The sequence below is a fragment of the Kaistella sp. CFF1-2 genome (assembly GCF_059509915.1).
Genome location: NZ_JCAKLF010000002.1, coordinates 841570 through 858435 on the forward strand (window position 1 = coordinate 841570; position 16866 = coordinate 858435).

Sequence of the window (16866 nt, forward strand, 5' to 3'; positions counted from 1 at the left end):
AATTTAAATCTAAAATTCAGGTTTTCGTTTTTCTAAAAAGGCAGCAACACCTTCCTTTTTGTCGTTTAAGTCGAACAGTTCTCCAAATGATTGAATTTCAGTGTCAAATCCATAATCCGTGTCTGAATTATTAACGGCAGCAATGGCTTTTGAAATCCCCATCGGAGAGTTTTTTGCAATAACATTTGCAGTTTCTAACGTTTTTGTTAGTAATTCTTCCAAAGGAAAAACTTCATTCACTAAACCAATTTCTTTCGCTCGCTGTCCAGAAATCATTTTTGCTGTAAAAATCATTTCATTCGCCATTCCTTTTCCTACCAATTTTGGGAGTCTTTGTGTTCCTCCATAACCAGGGATAAGTCCTAAAGTAACTTCAGGAAGTCCTAATTTTGCATTTTCAGAGGCATATCGGAAATGACAAGCCATCGCCAATTCTAATCCTCCGCCTAATGCGAATCCATTAATAGCAGCAATGACTGGTTTGCTCATGCTTTCTATTTTGTTGAAGACTTCGTCTTGCCCCGTTCTTGCTAGATCTTCTGCTTTTTCTTGTCCAAAATCCGAAAATTCTTTAATATCGGCACCCGCAACAAACGATTTTTCTCCTGCGCCAGTTAAGATAATTGCACGAACCGAATCGTTATGATTAAGTTCATCCATAACCGTACTTAATTCCTTTAAAGTCTGCTTGTTTAAGGCATTTAAGCTTTGTGGTCTATTTAAAGTAACGATAGTAACTTTTCCTTCTTTTTGAATTAGAATATTTTCAAATGACATAGTTTGGTTTTAAAAACGTAATGTAGAAGCCAAAGTATCACTTTTTTTTGGATATCAGAAATTTATTGCGACGCATTACTTCTGAAATCCAATATGAGATATTTCGTCTAAAAAATAGCGACTTTATTTTATCAATTTTATTTTGTGTGAGCCATCATATTGGCATCGATGTTAACATGTAATCCGGTTGCTATTTTCATTCCTAAATCAATGTTTGCCCGGAAGAAATGACATAATTGTCGATTAATAATTTCGTTTCGTTTTGGACCATCAATTTTACTCATATGCCCAACAATATTTTGAATTAATCGATCTCGATCATCTGCATTCATGGCTTTGGAGTAGAGTAAACCGGGTTGTGTATAATGGTCATTGTCGTTCTCATTTCGGTCGTAAAAAGCAACTTTATGTACTTCCAGTTCTTCATCAAAGCCAGAGTAATTTGAGTCTGGTTTTACGGTTCCAAAACTATTTGGATAGTAATTTGGAGCATCTTCATACGACGAAGAATCTGCCATGAAACCATCTCTCTGGAAATTAGAAACGGAGAACGGACAACGGTTTACTTCTAGCTGATGCGCGTTGACACCCAAACGATAGCGGTGTGCATCAGGATACGAAAACAATCTTCCTTGAAGCATTTTGTCAGGTGAAAACGAAATTCCATTCACCAAATGGCTTGGAGAAAATGCCGATTGTTCTACATGAGCAAAATAGTTTTTAGGAATTTCATTCAGTTCCAATTCGCCAACTTCAATTAAAGGAAACTCATCATGGAACCAAACTTTCGTTACATCAAAAGGATTCCATCGGAATTGTTTTGCCTGATCTTGCGTCATCACTTGAATGTATAGAGTCCACTTCGGGAAATCATTGTTTTCAATCGCATTAACCAAATCTTCTTGTGCAAAATCAGGATTTGTTCCACCCATTTTTTCTGCATCAGCATCTGTGAAGTTTTTGATTCCTTGCTTGGTTTTGAAATGAAATTTAACCCAAACACGTTCGTTTTCAGCGTTAATCATCGAAAAGGTATGGCTTCCAAACCCATGCATATGTCGGTATCCGTAAGGCGTTCCACGATCGGACATCAAAATAAGAACTTGGTGCAAACTCTCAGGATTTAAAGACCAAAAGTCCCACATCATCGTTGCACTTTTCAAATTTGATTTTGGAAGTCGCTTCTGTGTATGAATAAAATCGGGGAACTTTTTAGCGTCTTTAATAAAGAAGACAGGCGTGTTGTTACCCACTAAATCCCAATTACCATCTTCGGTATAGAATTTTAAAGCAAACCCACGTGGATCTCTAGCGGTATCTGCGCTTCCTTTTTCACCTCCAACGGTAGAAAATCGAGCAAAAACTTTGCAGGAATTGCCAATACTTGAAAAAAGTTTGGCTTTGGTATACTGACTTATATCATGTGTTACCGTAAATTTCCCATAAGCCCCCGAACCCTTCGCATGAACGATGCGTTCTGGGATACGCTCTCTAACAAAATGAGCAAGGTTTTCTTGCAGCATGAAGTCTTGCAATAGGACGGGGCCTCGCGGGCCAACTGTCTGGGAATCTTGATGTTCAAAGTATGGTGATCCAACTGCGTTTGTTAACTTTTCATTTTCCATAATCGTCTATTTTACAGGTAACGTTGAGATAGTAAATTTATTCAAAAAAACAGAAACATAGCGAAATCTTCAATATATTTGTCATCGATAAAACAAATCAAATGAACATCCAGCAATTGGAATATCTTATCGCGGTTGATAAGTACAAACATTTCGGAAAGGCAGCTCAAGCATGCTTTATTACACAGCCTACTTTGAGTGCTATGATTCAGAAGTTCGAGGATGAATTGGACGTGAAGATTTTTGATAGAACGACGCATCCCATTCGTACCACGGATATCGGAATTGAGATCATCAAGCAAGCCAAAGAAGTGATTGACTCCGTAAACGAACTGAAAAACAAGGCGAGTTTGCTGAATAATGTCTTAGCTGGAAAGTTGAATTTAGGAATTATTCCAACGGTTTCTTCTTTTATTTTGCCAACCGAAATTTTTGATTTTCTTCAACAAAATCCGAAAATTGAGTTCAATATTAAAGAAATGACCACAGAAAACATCATCAAAGGTCTTAAAACGGGAGAATTGGATGCAGGAATTATCTCAACTCCTTACGATGCTGCTCAAGAATTTTACAACGATCCTATTTTCAATGAAGAGTTGTTGCTTTATACATCGGGAGATTTGGCTAAAGACGGTGCATACATCGTTCCTGACGAAGTTGATGTGGAGAAAGTTTGGTTGTTGGAACAGGGAAACTGTCTTCGTACTCAGTTTGAAAATATCTGTCATTTGAAAGAAAATTCGTTAAAACCAAAGAATTTAGAATTCTTAGCTTCGAATATTAATACGTTAATTCAAATGGTGGATAAAGTCGGAGGAATGTCCATTTTACCGGAGTTGGCGGTTCATCAGTTAGCAGCGGAGCAGAAGGCAAAAGTGCATCATTTTAGAAAGCCTTTTCCGTACCGAGAGATCAGTGTAATTTATTATAAGCCAACCTATAAACAAAAAATCATTGACGAATTGGTTGCATTTATAAAAAATTCTGTTGAAGAAAAACTGAATTATACTAAGGCTCCCGCGGAATTTGAACCTGTAAAACCACAATAAGTAAATTTATTTTTGGAAATTAAAATATAGGTTGTAAATTTGCAACAGAAATTTCAAGAGGAAAAATTTGACTGATTGCGACCTCAATAAAAAATGCTAAAACTGAATTATTCTTTTTAGGCTTTACTGCAATCGTTTTATTTTTTCCGAGTTTTAACAATCATAATTTTTGATATTATGTCATATTTATTTACATCGGAATCGGTGTCAGAAGGGCATCCGGACAAAATTGCAGATCAGATTTCTGATGCGCTTATCGATCATTTTTTAGCTTATGATAAAGACTCTAAAGTAGCTTGCGAAACTTTAGTGACAACAGGACAGGTGGTTCTTGCTGGTGAAGTAAAGTCAGAAGCTTATCTAGACGTTCAAACGATTGCTAGAGACGTTATTAACAATATTGGGTACACCAAAAGCGAATATATGTTCAATGGTGATTCTTGTGGGGTGATCTCGGCAATTCATGAGCAGTCTCCAGATATTAACCAAGGTGTTGACCGTGCAAAAGAAGATGCGGATTTCGAAACAAGAGCAAATGCTCAAGGTGCGGGTGACCAAGGGATGATGTTTGGTTATGCAACTAACGAAACCGACAATTATATGCCTTTGGCGCTTGATCTAGCACATTCTATTCTTAAAGAATTAGCGGATCTTAGAAAATCAGGAACAATTCCTTATTTGAGACCCGATGCGAAATCTCAAGTTACTATTGAATATTCGGATGATCACAAACCAATTCGTATTGATTCTATCGTAGTTTCTACGCAACATGATGATTTTGGTTCGGAAGAAGCAATGTTAGCGAAAATCAAAAATGACATTGTGTCGATCTTGATTCCGAAAGTTAGAGAGCAGCAAAAAGAAGAAATTCGTGCGCTTTTCAATGATCAAATCAAATATCATATTAACCCAACAGGGAAATTCGTAATCGGTGGTCCACACGGAGATACTGGTCTTACGGGTAGAAAAATTATCGTTGATACCTACGGTGGGAAAGGAGCTCACGGTGGTGGTGCTTTCTCAGGAAAAGATCCATCAAAAGTAGATAGAAGTGCGGCATACGCGACACGTCATATTGCTAAAAACCTAGTTGCAGCTGGTGTTGCTAATGAAGTTTTGGTTCAAGTATCGTATGCGATTGGTGTAGCTGAACCTTGTGGGTTGTACATCAACACATACGGAACATCCAAAGTTGGTTTATCTGATGGAGAAATTGCTCAAAAAGTTCAGAAAGTTTTCGATTTGAGACCGTATGCAATCGAGCAAAATTTGAAATTGCGTAATCCTATTTATTTGGAAACCGCAGCTTATGGCCACATGGGGAAAGAGTATTACGTGGGTAATAAGACGTTTAACAAAGGTCATAAGAACGAAAAAACGATCGAAGGTCTAGAATTCTTCACTTGGGAGAAACTAGATAAAGTAGATGAAATTAAAAAAGAATTTTCTTTATAATACCGAAAGCTGCCGCAAGGCAGCTTTTTTTATGAAAGCTATTTTTTTTACCTTTGGCGTCTAAATTTCAACTCGATGAAAATTGTATCCAAGATATTTTTAGTTATGTGTTTGTCTGTGAGTGCATTTGCTTTCTCGCAAATGACGATGCATAAATTGGTGAATGTAGGTTACGTTTACCAAAATCAAAGTTTTGGAGAAGTCGGTGGAAAATTGTTGTTTTTGAACAATGATGATGTCGTTTATCGTTTGGGAGCTTCCGCGTTAATGGGTTTCACGAATGGTGAATTTGCAATTATGCCGAAAGTTCAAGGCGATATACTTCTTAATTTCGAACGAAATGTCGATTTTTTTCACTCCTATTATTTTCTTGCGGGTGCTGAAGTAACAACAAAATATGCTGCTCCGAAAATTGGAATTAACATTTTAGGAATGTTGGATATTACTGGCGGTTATGCCTTTTCTATAGATAAAAAAGGACTCAATGGAAAGGAATTGAAAGGCTTTAATTTCAATTTTACACTCAATATTCCAACCGTGATGATTCACGATTTACTAAGCAAATAGCATTTTAAAACGCTTGAAAAGTTATTTTTTTCAAAAAAGTGTTAATTTGTATTAAAATATTGTGTACTTTTAGCCGCAGAAACACAAATTCTTACTCTATCGATAAAAAAATACTCAAAATTGTTTAACGACTAATACTCTTGGTTTTACATGAACCATGCGTATTTTATGATGTAAATAGTATGAGTATAATTGTAGATAGTCAGTTGATACTTCAGTATCAAAAAGGCAATGAGGCAGCTTTGTCTGCATTAATTGAGAGGCACGAGAAGGAGCTTTTTACCTTCATTTTTTATAAAGTGATGGATACCGAGCTTGCGAATGATATCTTTCAAGATACCTTTGTTAAAATCATTATTACTTTAAAAGAAGGCCGCTATAACGAAGAAGGAAAATTCATTCTTTGGGCAAAGCGAATTGCGCATAACTTAATCATCGATCATTTCCGATTAAAATCAAAAAATCACAAAGTTTCTGAAACTTCGTTTGAAAGTGATGAATTCAGCATTTTTGATTTGATTCGTGAGCCGTCTGAGAATATTGAAGATCAATTGGTTACTGCTCAGATTTTTGAAGATTTACATAAATTGATTTTGTGTTTACCAGACAATCAAAAAGAAGTGGTGAAACTTCGTTTTTTTGATGGATTAAGCTTTAAAGATATTGCCGAACATACGGGAACGAGCATCAATACAACATTGGGGCGCGTTCGTTATGCATTAATTAACCTTAGAAAAATTATGGAGGAAAATAAAATGGTCCTCACGAAATAATAATTAAAAAAAATATTCGTTTTAATGTCATAACTTATTTTTCGCCTATGAAAAAACTTGACATTTTAAACGGAAAGAATTTTCGTCCCAAAGCTAAGACGATCAAATTTCTTCTCGAGTTCTCCAAAAGTATCGAAGTATTACGAAAAGGTAACCAAACCTTCCTCGTTTCTAAGAACTAATCGGATATTATTTTAGTAAATTTGTGCCCTATGAAAAACATAAGGCACATTTTTTTTGATCTGGACAATACATTATGGGATCATCGTAAAAATGCGTATCTCGCGCTAAAAGAAATTTTCCACAGAGAACAAGTTGGAAAAAAATATCAACTCGATTTTGAAGAATTTCACAACGAATATTATACGATTAACGAAGATCTTTGGGCAAAAATTCGTGACGGAAAAATAGATAAAGAATACCTTCGTAAACACCGTTTTTACGATTCTTTTTTGTTTTTCGGAATTGATGATTTCGATTTATCAATGAAGTTTGATGCCGATTTTCTTGAAGTTATTCTGAATTATAATGAATTGGTTGAAGGTGCTTTTTCTCTTTTAGAATACCTTTCAACAAAAGATTACGAATTGCATATTTTGTCGAATGGTTTCTATGAAGATACCAATAGAAAGGCAGAATTGTCTGGAATTAAAGGCTATTTCAAAACCATTACCAGTGCGGATGAAATCAATATCAGAAAGCCTCATGCAGAAATCTACCAGTTCGCAGTCGATAAAGCCGGAGCCAAAATTGAAGAATCTATAATGATTGGTGATGACTGGATTGCCGACGTGGAAGGCGCTTTAGCTTTTGGTATGGAAGCCGTTTTCTTCGACGTGTTTTTAGATCAGAATGAAGGTGATAATTTTATTACGATTACCAAGTTAGAAGAACTTAAAGCGATTTTATAAAAAATAAAAACACCTAAATTTGGGTGTTTTTTTAATCTAATTTTTTTATGGCGCCTCCAATTTTTGCGATTTTGTTGGCGTTATTTTCAAAGACTTCAATAATATAATTTCCGCGTTTGAATTCGGTATTATCCCATTCAAAATCCACTGTTTTCTTCGATTCCTTGCTGTAATTTATCCAAATTCGATCCGAATACGAAAGGCGTTTTCCATTGGTTGCAAAGCTTCCCGTTGGTGCATTTTGAAATGTGGCTAATTTTCCATCAGGCTTGTAAACCACAATAAACATTTCCTTTTTTCCAGACGAGGCAAGTGGATTTTCATTGATGTCGAAACTTACTTTTATCTTATCAATTCGAGATGCTTTTTCGGTTTCAATTTCTCTACCGCTGTTTCTTATTTTAAAACTTTTTAGGGTGAAATTAGATAAGGAAAGGGTAGAGGTGTTTTCCAAAGCGCGCATTTTTCGCTCCACATCCAAACGATCTTGCTCGTATTTGGAAGCTATTTTTTTATTGGAATTTTCTAGATTACTGATTTTTTCGTTCAAAACCGCCAGTTCAGTGTCGTTCGTGTGCTGATTTTGTACCAAAAGTTCTTTCTCACGTTGTAAACCACGAACTCGTAGCTGATATTCTTCCATAACGGATCTAGAAATGCTTTGCATGATTTTTTTTGCTTCCGCAAGTTCACGTTCTGTTAGTTCGTTTTTTTTCAGCAACGTTTCGATTTTGCTTTTCTGAGAAGCGATAACTTCGTTACTAACCTGAAGCGAATTCAAACTTGATTCTAAATCATGCTGTATAAGTGCATAGTCTGACCTTAGGTCGTTCATTTCACTTTTAACTTCGGCCGTCGACAATCCATTGCTGATTTGGTCGTAGGCCAAATAACCAGACAAGGAGAGAACTAAAATGGTTAATATGATTAGGATTTTATCCTTCATTGTTGCATTTTTTTACCAAAAGAAGTTGCAAAAATACGGTTATTTATTGAATTTAACGTAAAAAGTGGTTCCAACGCCTTCTTTGGTTTCAAACCAAATTTGTCCTTTATAGTCTTCCACAATCTTTTTTACCATGGATAAGCCGAGTCCCATCCCCGTTGATTTCGTGGTAAAATCCTGTTCGAAAATCTGATTACGATGTTCATCCGAAATTCCAGAACCGTTATCCATAATCTGAATGACGAAATCATCTTGATGATCTATAAGCTGCACTTTGATCTCTTTATCGATGAAATCTTGAGTGGCTTGAATTCCGTTTTTTACGATGTTGGTTACAATTCGTGTTAAATACAAACTGTCCATTTGATAATTCAGATAGTCAACATTTGAGGTGAATGAAACAATGGTTGGCGGGAAAATATCGAGCGTTCTTTTAATCGTTTCTACAATATCAATTTCCTCGTCCTGATTCGAAGGCATTTTTGCAAAATCCGAAAACGACTTGGTAATGGACGAAATCATATCAATTTGGTGAACGACAGATTCTGTCAATGCTCTAACTTTTTCTTTGTTGTCAGGCGCGTCAGGATCGTATCTTCTATGGAAATTTTGAATCGTTAATCGTAACGGAGTCAATGGATTATTGATTTCATGTGCGACTTGTTTCGCCATTTCCTTCCATGCCTCTTCTCGTTCGCTTTTTTGGATAATCTGCGTTTGGTATTTCAGTTTTCCAAGCATGTTGTTGTACGCATTAACCAAAGGTTGAATTTCGTCATTTTGTTGATAATCAATAGGTTGGTCAAGAATCCGAACGTCAGTAGCTTCAAATTTTTCCGAAACATTGTGGATTTTTGCCGTCAAACCTCGAGACAGAATCCAAGCTACAATTCCAGAGATAAGAACAAGAAAGATAATAGCAAAAATGTAGTATTTAAACGCTTCCATCAATTGCAAATTCAACGAGGTGTTGGACACGATGTTTTGCGTGTTGAGAATAGCGAGATTCTTTCCATTCTTTGTTAAATAAGAATACTTGCTAAATACGGTTTTTCCCGTGTCTTTGATCAGGCTGTCTTGCGCATATTCAAAATTCTTGCTTAGTTCACTGCGAATTTTTGATGGTAGAAAGTCTGTTTGCAATCGGTTGCTTCCCAACAAATTTCCGTCCAAATCGTAGATGTTTATATTGGTTTTATGAACGTTCGAAAGTTCAAAAACACGTTGGGTAAAAGCGTATTTCAGCTGGTCGTAATCGGCAGTATCCGTACTCGAATTCAAAATATAGCGATACGTTTCTTGAACACGGCTGTTTACTCGCTCGATTTGATTGAGTTTGGATTGTCGAAAAGCCTTTGCGTTTTGACGGTAATTAATATAAGCCATTAGCGAAACAAAAACCGCGCTCGTCACAACAATGGCGAGAAAAATTCGATTCCTAAAAGAATTAGAATGTTTCAAATGGCTTTAAATTCAGATACTTCAAAAGCTTACAAACCTAAACTTTGTCTTACTTTATCCAATGTTTTTTGAGCGATTGGACGTGTTTTAGCAGCACCTTCTTGAAGTTTGGCTTCCAATTCGTCCAAATGATCCATATAGTAATTAAAAACCTCTCTTTCTTTTGCAAAACGCTCTAGAATAAGGTTTAAAAGTTCCGTTTTTGCATGTCCATAACCAAAGTTACCGGCAAGATATTTTTCACGTAACGTTTCCGTTTGCTCTGGGGTTGCAATTAATTGATAAATCGCAAAAACCTTATCTGTAGCTGGATCTTTAGGTTCTTCCAAAGATTTAGAATCCGTTTCAATGCTCATCACTTGTTTTTTCAATTCCTTTTCAGGAAGGAAAATGTTGATGATATTCCCGATAGATTTTGACATTTTTCGGCCGTCTGTTCCAGGAACGTATTTTGTATCTTCTTGCAATTCAGCCAATGGAAGTGTAAGAACTTCACCCATTTGACGGTTGAATTTCTCGGCAACATCACGTGTGATTTCCAAATGCTGAAGCTGATCTTTCCCAACAGGAACGATTTCGGCATCATACAATAAAATATCGGCAGCCATCAAAATCGGATAATTAAATAATCCAACATTTACATCCGCCAAACGATCGGATTTATCTTTGAATGAATGAGCTAGTTGAAGTCTTTGGAAAGGGAAAAAACAATCCAAATACCATGTTAATTCGCAAGTTTGTGGGATATCACTTTGTCTGTAGAAATATGTTTTTTCCGTATCTAAACCACACGCAAGCCAAGCCGCTGCAATCTCGTACGTGTTTTGTTTTAGGGTTTCGGCATCTTTAATCAACGTTAAGGTATGAAGATTCGCGATAAACAAAAAAGATTCGTTTTCTTCCTTTTTAGAAAGTTCGATTGCGGGAATAATAGCACCTAAAAGATTTCCTAAATGCGGTGTTCCGGTAGCTTGAATTCCGGTTAAAACTCTTGACATTTTTATGGTTTTTTAAAAGAGCGAAATTACGGAAATCTTATGGAATGTGAACTTTATCGCCGCCGAATTTTGGTTCAACACCCAATGCAAAATCCAAGAAAACCTTTGCGCGAGCAAATTTTTCTCGAAGATTGGTTTTGAAACCTGAATACGCATTCACATCTTTAGCATTGTATCCATATGCTTCGATTCCGTTTTTCTGCGCTAAAAATATCGCTCTTTCGTTGTGAAAACGCTGTGAAATAATGATAAATGACTTTTGACCAAAAATTTCTTTAGCTCGAACCACAGAATCCAAAGTTCGGAAACCAGCAAAATCTTCAAAAATTTGACTTTCTGGAACCCCATTCGCCATTAAAGCGAGTTTCATGTCTTCTGGTTCGTTGTAGTGTTCCACGGAATTATCGCCACTCACAATAAAATACTGGACTTTTCCAGCTTTATAGAGTTCGGTTGCGGCATCAATTCGATATTTGAAATACAAATTCACTCTTCCGTCAGACAAGGTTTTACTTGTTCCCAATACTAAACCCACTTTTTCATTGGGAAGATTCGTAAGATTATACGTATTATAATCTTCGGTGTCGTATTCAATCGTTGAATTGGCCCACCAAACAAAAAGGGCTGATACAATGCTAACTATCAGTCCTATTAGTAGTATTTTCTTTAGAAATTTCAATGCAGATCGTGTTTATAAAGGTTGTTATTTGAAAAGTAAATAATAGATTACTGCCCAAATCGCAATAAAGAATAAGCCAGGGTACAAAATTGCTTTGGCTTTCTGGTAGTCTTTTCTGAGAAGCAGAACCCCAAGATATCCAACAAATAAGATGATCAAAACTGCTGCGATAATTGGATAAGTCATGACAATTAGTTTTTAGCCAATTTACAAAAAAATCCTATCGACTCAATTTAATCTTTAGATTTTCAAGTATTTGAGGTTAAAAATCAATTCCGTTAGGAAAGGCTTTTTTTCTGAAAATAAACAGAAGAACCGCGCCAACCGTAATTGCAGAATCTGCAATATTAAAAATATATTTGAAGAATTCTAATGGTTTTCCGCCTACAACAGGAACCCAATCTGGCCAAGTTGTGTCTACCAATGGGAAATGAAGCATATCAACAACGCATCCTTTCATAAAGTGTGAGTAGCCTTCGCTAAAAGGAACCACTTTGGAAATTCCACCATATTCAATCCATCTACCGATGCTTTCGTCGAAAACCGTTCCGCTATCGAAGATCATTCCGTAAAACATGCCGTCAATCAAGTTTCCAATAGCTCCTGCGAAGATAATAGACATTGGGATAATTAAATAATTGGAAGCTCCTTCTTTAAGCCATTTTTTGAACAGATAAACCATTCCACCAATTAAGACAATACGTAGAATAACGAGTGCATATTTTCCTAAAAGTCCACCAAACTGAACGCCATACGCCATTCCTGGATTTTCTACAAAGGTTAATCGTGCCCAACTAAGGCCGAAAATTTCAACGCTTTCACCAAGATGAAAATGAGTTTTGATGTAAAATTTTGAAGCTTGATCTAGTAATAAAATCAAGAATGTAATCAGGGCAATTTTCTTCATTACGACCCTTTGTTTGGATTGTTTTTCAAGTTCTTTACTGATTTTTCAATCTTCTTATCGAAAATTTTCTTTTCAGTTTTCGGACTTTTACTAGAACTTCTATGATTGTTTTTTTCAAAATTAATGTTCATGTCCTTTAAAACACGTTTTAAAGCGGTCATTTCCATTGAATTTTTAGGATAAACGATAATGGATTCCATTTTTTAGTTGCTATTTTTTTGAAAGTTCATCGAGACGCTTTCGTTCACGAGAAGAAAGGTCGTCTAAACCATTTGTACCAATTTTGGAGAGTAGAGAATCAATTTCTTTTTCTCGATCTCTCTTTTCGGAATTGTAACGATCGTCTAATGTATAGTTTTTTGCTTTGGATGGACCTAGTTTCTCCTTAATCTCGTTTCTGAAATAAAACCCAAAGATCGCAGCTGTCAAAAGCACTAAAATTACAATATCCATGAATGTATACTTAAAATGTACAAAGTATATAGCATCTTAGAAAAAACGCATCATACTTTGTACATTACTACATTGTATTTTGCACGAATTTATCGTTGCATATTTTTAGCCTCGATGCTCAAGGTTGCATGAGGAACAGCCATAAGTCTTTCTTTCGGAATTAATTTTCCGGTTACTCGACATACGCCGTAGGTTTTATTTTCAATACGGATTAATGCGTGTTTAAGGTCACGAATAAACTTTTCTTGACGACCTGCCAAAATTGCATTTTGTTCTTTGCTCAACGTTTCTGCTCCTTCTTCAAATGCTTTGAAGGTTGGTGAGGTATCGTCGGTTCCGTTGTTTTGATCGTTTAGGAAGCTTTCATTAATCAATGTTAAATCTTTTTCAGCTTTTTCAATTTTTTCCTGAATGATTTTCTTGAATTCCTGCAAATCCGCGTCACTATATCGTACTCTATCTTCTGCCATATTTTTTTTAATTTGATAATGTGGTAATGTGTTAATCTGATAATTCTGAGGTAAATAATGAAATTTCGTCTCATTATCTAATTATCTCATTCTCAAATTTTCATATTCTTACATTTTGTTTACACTTACTTTAAAACTTACTTCATCGATTTCGATTTCGTCGAATGAGGTTAGTGAATTTACAAATTCTATTTTATCCGACAACACTTCAGCACAAATATATGCTTCATTGTTGATAAGTTCTGTTTTGAACGGAGAAGCTTCTTCCAATTGAATTGATATTCTATCCGTTAGCTCAAAATCTTTTTCTTTTCTAAGGTTTTGAACGCGGTTGATGAATTCTCTTGCAATTCCTTCCGATTTCAATTCGTCCGTTAACGTCAAATCTAATGCCACAGTGATTTTTCCTTCACTTGCCACCGTCCAACCTGGGATATCTGATGTGAAAATTTCAACATCATCAATCGTGATTTCGTGTCCAGAAACTGTAGCTTTTCCAGTTTTTTCAAGATCTGCGATTTGCTCACTGGTGAAAGCAGAAATCTCTCCTGCAACGGCTTTCATATCTTTTCCTAACTTCGAGCCTAAGGTTTTAAAGTTCGGTTTTATTTGTTTTACAATAATACTTGCCGCTTGTTCTGCATTAATTAATTGAAGTTCTTTTACGTTCACTTCTTGTTTAATTAATTCCGCAACAGCATTAATTTGTGCTTCTGTTTTAGCGTCCAAAACTGGAATCATCACTTTTTGAAGCGGCTGACGAACTTTTTGGTTTTCTTTTTTTCTTAAAGAGAATACCATCGACGTGATTTGTTGCGCCAAATGCGTCTTTTCAACCAAATCGGTATCTATTAAACTTTCATCAGCAACTGGGAAGTCTGTTAAATGCACAGATTCGCCGTTTGTTTTTCCTGTTACAGCATTCAAATCTTGGTACAATTGGTCCATAAAGAATGGCGCAATTGGAGCCGAAAGTTTTGCAATTGTATCCAAACATCTGTATAAAGTTTGGTAAGCCGAAATTTTATCATCGCTGTAATCGCCTTTCCAGAAACGTCTTCTGCATAAACGAACGTACCAGTTCGATAAATTATCGTTCACAAAAGTATTGATCGCTCTTGCCACTTTTGTTGGCTCGTAATCTTCGTAGAATGCTTTTACGTCTTTAATTAAAAGATTTAATTCGGATAAAATCCAACGGTCGATTTCTGGACGGTTTTCAACGTCTTTTTCTGAATAATTAAATCCATCAACGTTTGCATATAAAGCGAAGAATGAATAGGTGTTATAAAGCGTTCCGAAGAACTTTCTACGAACTTCATCAATTCCTTCGATATCGAATTTTAGATTTTCCCAAGGATTTGCATTCGAAATCATGTACCAACGCGTCGCATCAGGACCGTAAACCGAAAGTGTTTCAAAAGGATCAACGGCATTTCCTAGACGTTTCGACATTTTTTGTCCGTTTTTGTCTAAAACCAAACCGTTAGAAACCACATTTTTATAAGCTACAGAATCGAAAACCGTCGTCGCAATCGCATGCAGCGTGTAGAACCAACCACGCGTTTGATCCACACCTTCCGCGATGAAATCTGCTGGATAGGCTTTTCTATCGTCGATCATTGCTTTGTTCTCGAATGGATAATGCAATTGTGCATAAGGCATCGCTCCAGAATCGAACCAAACGTCGATTAAGTCGCTTTCGCGCTTCATAGCTTTTCCAGATGTTGAAACCAAAACGATTTTGTCCACCACATTTTTGTGAAGGTCGATGATTTCATAGTTTTCTTTCGCCATGTTTCCAATTTCAAAACCTTTGAAAGGATTTTCCGTCATGAAACCTGCTGCAATCGATTTTTCGATTTCGTTGTATAATTCTTCAACCGAACCAATGATGATTTCTTCTTTTAAATCCTCAGTTCTCCAAATCGGCAACGGAATTCCCCAATATCTTGAACGAGAAAGATTCCAATCGTTTACGTTTTCTAACCAATTCGCAAAACGTCCTTCACCGGTAGATTTTGGCTTCCAATTAATCGTTTCATTCAATTCAACTAAACGGTTTTTAACGGAAGACATTTTCACGAACCAAGAATCCAAGGGATAGTATAAAACTGGTTTGTCCGTTCTCCAACAATGCGGATAACTGTGGACATATTTTTCTACTTTGAAAGCTTTGTTTTCGGTTTTTAGCAAAATCGCTAATTCCACATCCCAAGATTTCTCAGGCGCCGTTCCGTCGTCGTAATATTCGTTTTTAATATATTTTCCTGAAAATAATTCAGGGACATTTTCACCTTTAATGAAACGACCTTGCAAATCCACCAACGGCACCAAATTGTCGTTTTCGTCTTTCACCAACATTGGCGGAACACCAGCGTCTTTAGCCACTTTAGCATCATCTGCACCAAAAGTCGGCGCCGTGTGCACAACTCCCGTTCCGTCTTCCGTTGTCACGAAATCTCCAGGAATTACGACAAAGGCTTTTTCAGGATTTTCAGCTGGTAAAAACCAAGGAACCAATTGCTCATATGTCGTTCCAACCAAATCTGAACCTTTGAATTCTGCTAAAACTTGGTAAGGAATTGTTTTAGATTCCGCAGTGTAATTTGCAAAATCTTCACTTGTTCCTTCCACGAATTTTTTCCCGAATTGTTTTGCTACCAAAGCTTTCGCCAAGATAATATTTATCGGCTCGAAAGTATATTGATTAAAAGTTTTTACTAAAACATAATCGATGTTCGTACCAACCGTCAAAGCCGTGTTAGAAGGCAAAGTCCAAGGTGTTGTCGTCCAAGCCAAAATGTGAATTGGCTGCTCTTTTTCATTATCAAATTCTTCCCAATGTAAAGCGCCACCACATGTGTTTTCTGCAATATCACAAGCTTCAACTTTAGTTTGACCTAATTTCGAAGCTACTTTTTCAGACAGTTTTTTAACTTTAAATTGAGCCACAACTGTCGTATCCGAAACGTCGCGATATGTTCCTGGTTGATTCAACTCGTGAGAAGAAAGTCCTGTTCCCGCTTTCGGCGAATACGGCTGAATGGTGTAACCTTTGTACAACAAGTTTTTATCATACAATTGCTTTAACAACCACCAAACCGACTCCATGTATTTTGGTTCGTAAGTGATGTATGGATCTTCCAAATCTACCCAATAACCGATTTTTTCGGTAAGGTCATTCCAAATGTCGGTGTAGCGCATTACCGCATTGCGACAAGCTTGGTTGTATTCTTCAATGGAAATTTTCTTTGCGATATCTTCTTTGGTGATGCCTAATTCTTTCTCAACGCCCAATTCCACAGGAAGTCCGTGTGTGTCCCAACCTGCTTTACGGAAAACTTGTTTTCCATTTTGCGTTTGGAAACGACAAAAAATATCCTTAATCGCTCTCGCCATAACGTGGTGAATGCCCGGAAGTCCGTTTGCAGATGGTGGTCCTTCGTAAAATACGAATTCTGGATGCCCTTCGCGGATTTCCACGGATTTTTTGAAAGTGTCGTTTTCCTTCCAGTTAGCAGCAACATTTTCTGCAACCTGACTAAGGTTTAGGTTTTTATATTCGTTAAACTTCTTCATTGAGATGTCTCTTCTTACTTTAAAATTAAGTTTGCGAATATAGTGAATTTTGATGAAAAATCATTGCATAAAACAGTTGATAAATAATGTTTTATCCTTCATTTTTATGATTTTATAAACGTGTGAAATTCATTTCCTTAGTAATATGTTAGAAAAAAAGTATGCGAAAAAAAAGCATTTAATAAAAAACTTCTACTTTTGCAAAAAATTTCA

Annotated in this window: 17 protein-coding genes; 5 read left to right on the plus strand and 12 right to left on the minus strand. The window is 36.3% G+C overall.

Features of this window, described 5'->3' with window-relative positions:
- Positions 1 to 9: 9 nt before the first annotated feature.
- Positions 10 to 777 carry an enoyl-CoA hydratase-related protein gene (locus tag AC5XHR_RS09085; protein WP_495950458.1) on the minus strand — a complete coding sequence of 256 codons (768 nt, stop codon included), beginning with the start codon at positions 775 to 777 and terminating at the stop codon, positions 10 to 12.
- 137 nt (positions 778 to 914) lie between these two features.
- Complete coding sequence (locus AC5XHR_RS09090; protein WP_495950459.1) at positions 915 to 2402, minus strand: catalase; 1488 nt, start codon at positions 2400 to 2402, stop codon at positions 915 to 917.
- A gap of 101 nt (positions 2403 to 2503) precedes the next feature.
- Here AC5XHR_RS09090 and AC5XHR_RS09095 point away from each other — a divergent pair, with 101 nt between their 5' ends.
- The 5 genes from AC5XHR_RS09095 (at position 2504) to AC5XHR_RS09115 (ending at position 7157) form a co-directional block, all read left to right on the plus strand.
- Entirely contained in the window at positions 2504 to 3451 is a 948-nt protein-coding gene (locus tag AC5XHR_RS09095) for a hydrogen peroxide-inducible genes activator (RefSeq protein ID WP_495950460.1), read from the plus strand.
- A gap of 177 nt (positions 3452 to 3628) precedes the next feature.
- Complete coding sequence (gene metK / locus AC5XHR_RS09100) at positions 3629 to 4906, plus strand: methionine adenosyltransferase (RefSeq protein ID WP_495950461.1); 1278 nt, start codon at positions 3629 to 3631, stop codon at positions 4904 to 4906.
- Positions 4907 to 4981: 75 nt separating this feature from the next.
- Complete coding sequence (locus AC5XHR_RS09105) at positions 4982 to 5473, plus strand: hypothetical protein (protein WP_495950462.1); 492 nt, start codon at positions 4982 to 4984, stop codon at positions 5471 to 5473.
- Between the two features lie 182 nt (positions 5474 to 5655).
- On the plus strand, positions 5656 to 6246 hold the full coding sequence (locus tag AC5XHR_RS09110; protein ID WP_495950463.1) for an RNA polymerase sigma factor: 591 nt from the start codon (positions 5656 to 5658) through the stop codon (positions 6244 to 6246).
- 212 nt (positions 6247 to 6458) lie between these two features.
- Positions 6459 to 7157 (plus strand): YjjG family noncanonical pyrimidine nucleotidase, encoded by a 699-nt coding sequence (locus AC5XHR_RS09115; RefSeq protein ID WP_495950464.1) that lies wholly within the window; start codon positions 6459 to 6461, stop codon positions 7155 to 7157.
- Between the two features lie 31 nt (positions 7158 to 7188).
- Here the strand turns inward: AC5XHR_RS09115 and AC5XHR_RS09120 are convergent, their stop codons facing one another.
- From AC5XHR_RS09120 to ileS, 10 genes are all read right to left on the minus strand, one after another.
- Positions 7189 to 8103: a DUF8428 domain-containing protein gene (locus tag AC5XHR_RS09120; protein ID WP_495950465.1), complete on the minus strand. Its 915-nt coding sequence runs from the start codon at positions 8101 to 8103 to the stop codon at positions 7189 to 7191.
- 39 nt (positions 8104 to 8142) lie between these two features.
- On the minus strand, positions 8143 to 9489 hold the full coding sequence (locus AC5XHR_RS09125; RefSeq protein WP_495950466.1) for a sensor histidine kinase: 1347 nt from the start codon (positions 9487 to 9489) through the stop codon (positions 8143 to 8145).
- A 104-nt stretch (positions 9490 to 9593) separates the two neighbouring features.
- Positions 9594 to 10562, minus strand: a complete 969-nt coding sequence (gene trpS, locus AC5XHR_RS09130; protein ID WP_495950467.1) for a tryptophan--tRNA ligase — start codon at positions 10560 to 10562, stop codon at positions 9594 to 9596.
- 37 nt (positions 10563 to 10599) lie between these two features.
- A complete protein-coding gene (locus AC5XHR_RS09135; RefSeq protein WP_495950468.1) occupies positions 10600 to 11241 on the minus strand; it encodes a SanA/YdcF family protein in 642 nt (213 codons plus the stop codon).
- Between the two features lie 24 nt (positions 11242 to 11265).
- A complete protein-coding gene (locus AC5XHR_RS09140) occupies positions 11266 to 11427 on the minus strand; it encodes a hypothetical protein (protein ID WP_495950469.1) in 162 nt (53 codons plus the stop codon).
- A gap of 76 nt (positions 11428 to 11503) precedes the next feature.
- Positions 11504 to 12148 (minus strand): lipoprotein signal peptidase, encoded by a 645-nt coding sequence (locus AC5XHR_RS09145; RefSeq protein ID WP_495950470.1) that lies wholly within the window; start codon positions 12146 to 12148, stop codon positions 11504 to 11506.
- The gene (locus tag AC5XHR_RS09150; protein WP_495950471.1) at positions 12148 to 12348 is read right to left on the minus strand and encodes a DUF2683 family protein; all 201 of its coding nucleotides are present in this window, start codon (positions 12346 to 12348) and stop codon (positions 12148 to 12150) included. The genes AC5XHR_RS09145 and AC5XHR_RS09150 overlap by 1 nt, the downstream gene beginning before the upstream one ends.
- 10 nt (positions 12349 to 12358) lie before the next feature.
- Positions 12359 to 12601, minus strand: coding sequence for a DUF6576 domain-containing protein (locus AC5XHR_RS09155; RefSeq protein WP_495950472.1), 243 nt, complete (start codon positions 12599 to 12601; stop codon positions 12359 to 12361).
- Positions 12602 to 12690: 89 nt separating this feature from the next.
- On the minus strand, positions 12691 to 13071 hold the full coding sequence (locus AC5XHR_RS09160) for a TraR/DksA family transcriptional regulator (RefSeq protein ID WP_495950473.1): 381 nt from the start codon (positions 13069 to 13071) through the stop codon (positions 12691 to 12693).
- 108 nt (positions 13072 to 13179) lie between these two features.
- Positions 13180 to 16653 carry an isoleucine--tRNA ligase gene (ileS, locus tag AC5XHR_RS09165; RefSeq protein WP_495950474.1) on the minus strand — a complete coding sequence of 1158 codons (3474 nt, stop codon included), beginning with the start codon at positions 16651 to 16653 and terminating at the stop codon, positions 13180 to 13182.
- Positions 16654 to 16866: the final 213 nt, after the last annotated feature.

Coding starts and splice junctions, on each gene's coding strand:
- AC5XHR_RS09150 (WP_495950471.1), bottom strand. CDS start 12,348: ATGGAATCCATTATCGTTTATCCTAAAAATTCAATGGAAATGACCGCT.
- metK (WP_495950461.1), top strand. CDS start 3,629: ATGTCATATTTATTTACATCGGAATCGGTGTCAGAAGGGCATCCGGAC.
- trpS (WP_495950467.1), bottom strand. CDS start 10,562: ATGTCAAGAGTTTTAACCGGAATTCAAGCTACCGGAACACCGCATTTA.
- AC5XHR_RS09155 (WP_495950472.1), bottom strand. CDS start 12,601: ATGGATATTGTAATTTTAGTGCTTTTGACAGCTGCGATCTTTGGGTTT.
- ileS (WP_495950474.1), bottom strand. CDS start 16,653: ATGAAGAAGTTTAACGAATATAAAAACCTAAACCTTAGTCAGGTTGCA.
- AC5XHR_RS09110 (WP_495950463.1), top strand. CDS start 5,656: ATGAGTATAATTGTAGATAGTCAGTTGATACTTCAGTATCAAAAAGGC.
- AC5XHR_RS09120 (WP_495950465.1), bottom strand. CDS start 8,103: ATGAAGGATAAAATCCTAATCATATTAACCATTTTAGTTCTCTCCTTG.
- AC5XHR_RS09140 (WP_495950469.1), bottom strand. CDS start 11,427: ATGACTTATCCAATTATCGCAGCAGTTTTGATCATCTTATTTGTTGGA.
- AC5XHR_RS09145 (WP_495950470.1), bottom strand. CDS start 12,148: ATGAAGAAAATTGCCCTGATTACATTCTTGATTTTATTACTAGATCAA.
- AC5XHR_RS09115 (WP_495950464.1), top strand. CDS start 6,459: ATGAAAAACATAAGGCACATTTTTTTTGATCTGGACAATACATTATGG.
- AC5XHR_RS09125 (WP_495950466.1), bottom strand. CDS start 9,489: ATGGCTTATATTAATTACCGTCAAAACGCAAAGGCTTTTCGACAATCC.
- AC5XHR_RS09105 (WP_495950462.1), top strand. CDS start 4,982: ATGAAAATTGTATCCAAGATATTTTTAGTTATGTGTTTGTCTGTGAGT.
- AC5XHR_RS09085 (WP_495950458.1), bottom strand. CDS start 777: ATGTCATTTGAAAATATTCTAATTCAAAAAGAAGGAAAAGTTACTATC.
- AC5XHR_RS09160 (WP_495950473.1), bottom strand. CDS start 13,071: ATGGCAGAAGATAGAGTACGATATAGTGACGCGGATTTGCAGGAATTC.
- AC5XHR_RS09095 (WP_495950460.1), top strand. CDS start 2,504: ATGAACATCCAGCAATTGGAATATCTTATCGCGGTTGATAAGTACAAA.
- AC5XHR_RS09090 (WP_495950459.1), bottom strand. CDS start 2,402: ATGGAAAATGAAAAGTTAACAAACGCAGTTGGATCACCATACTTTGAA.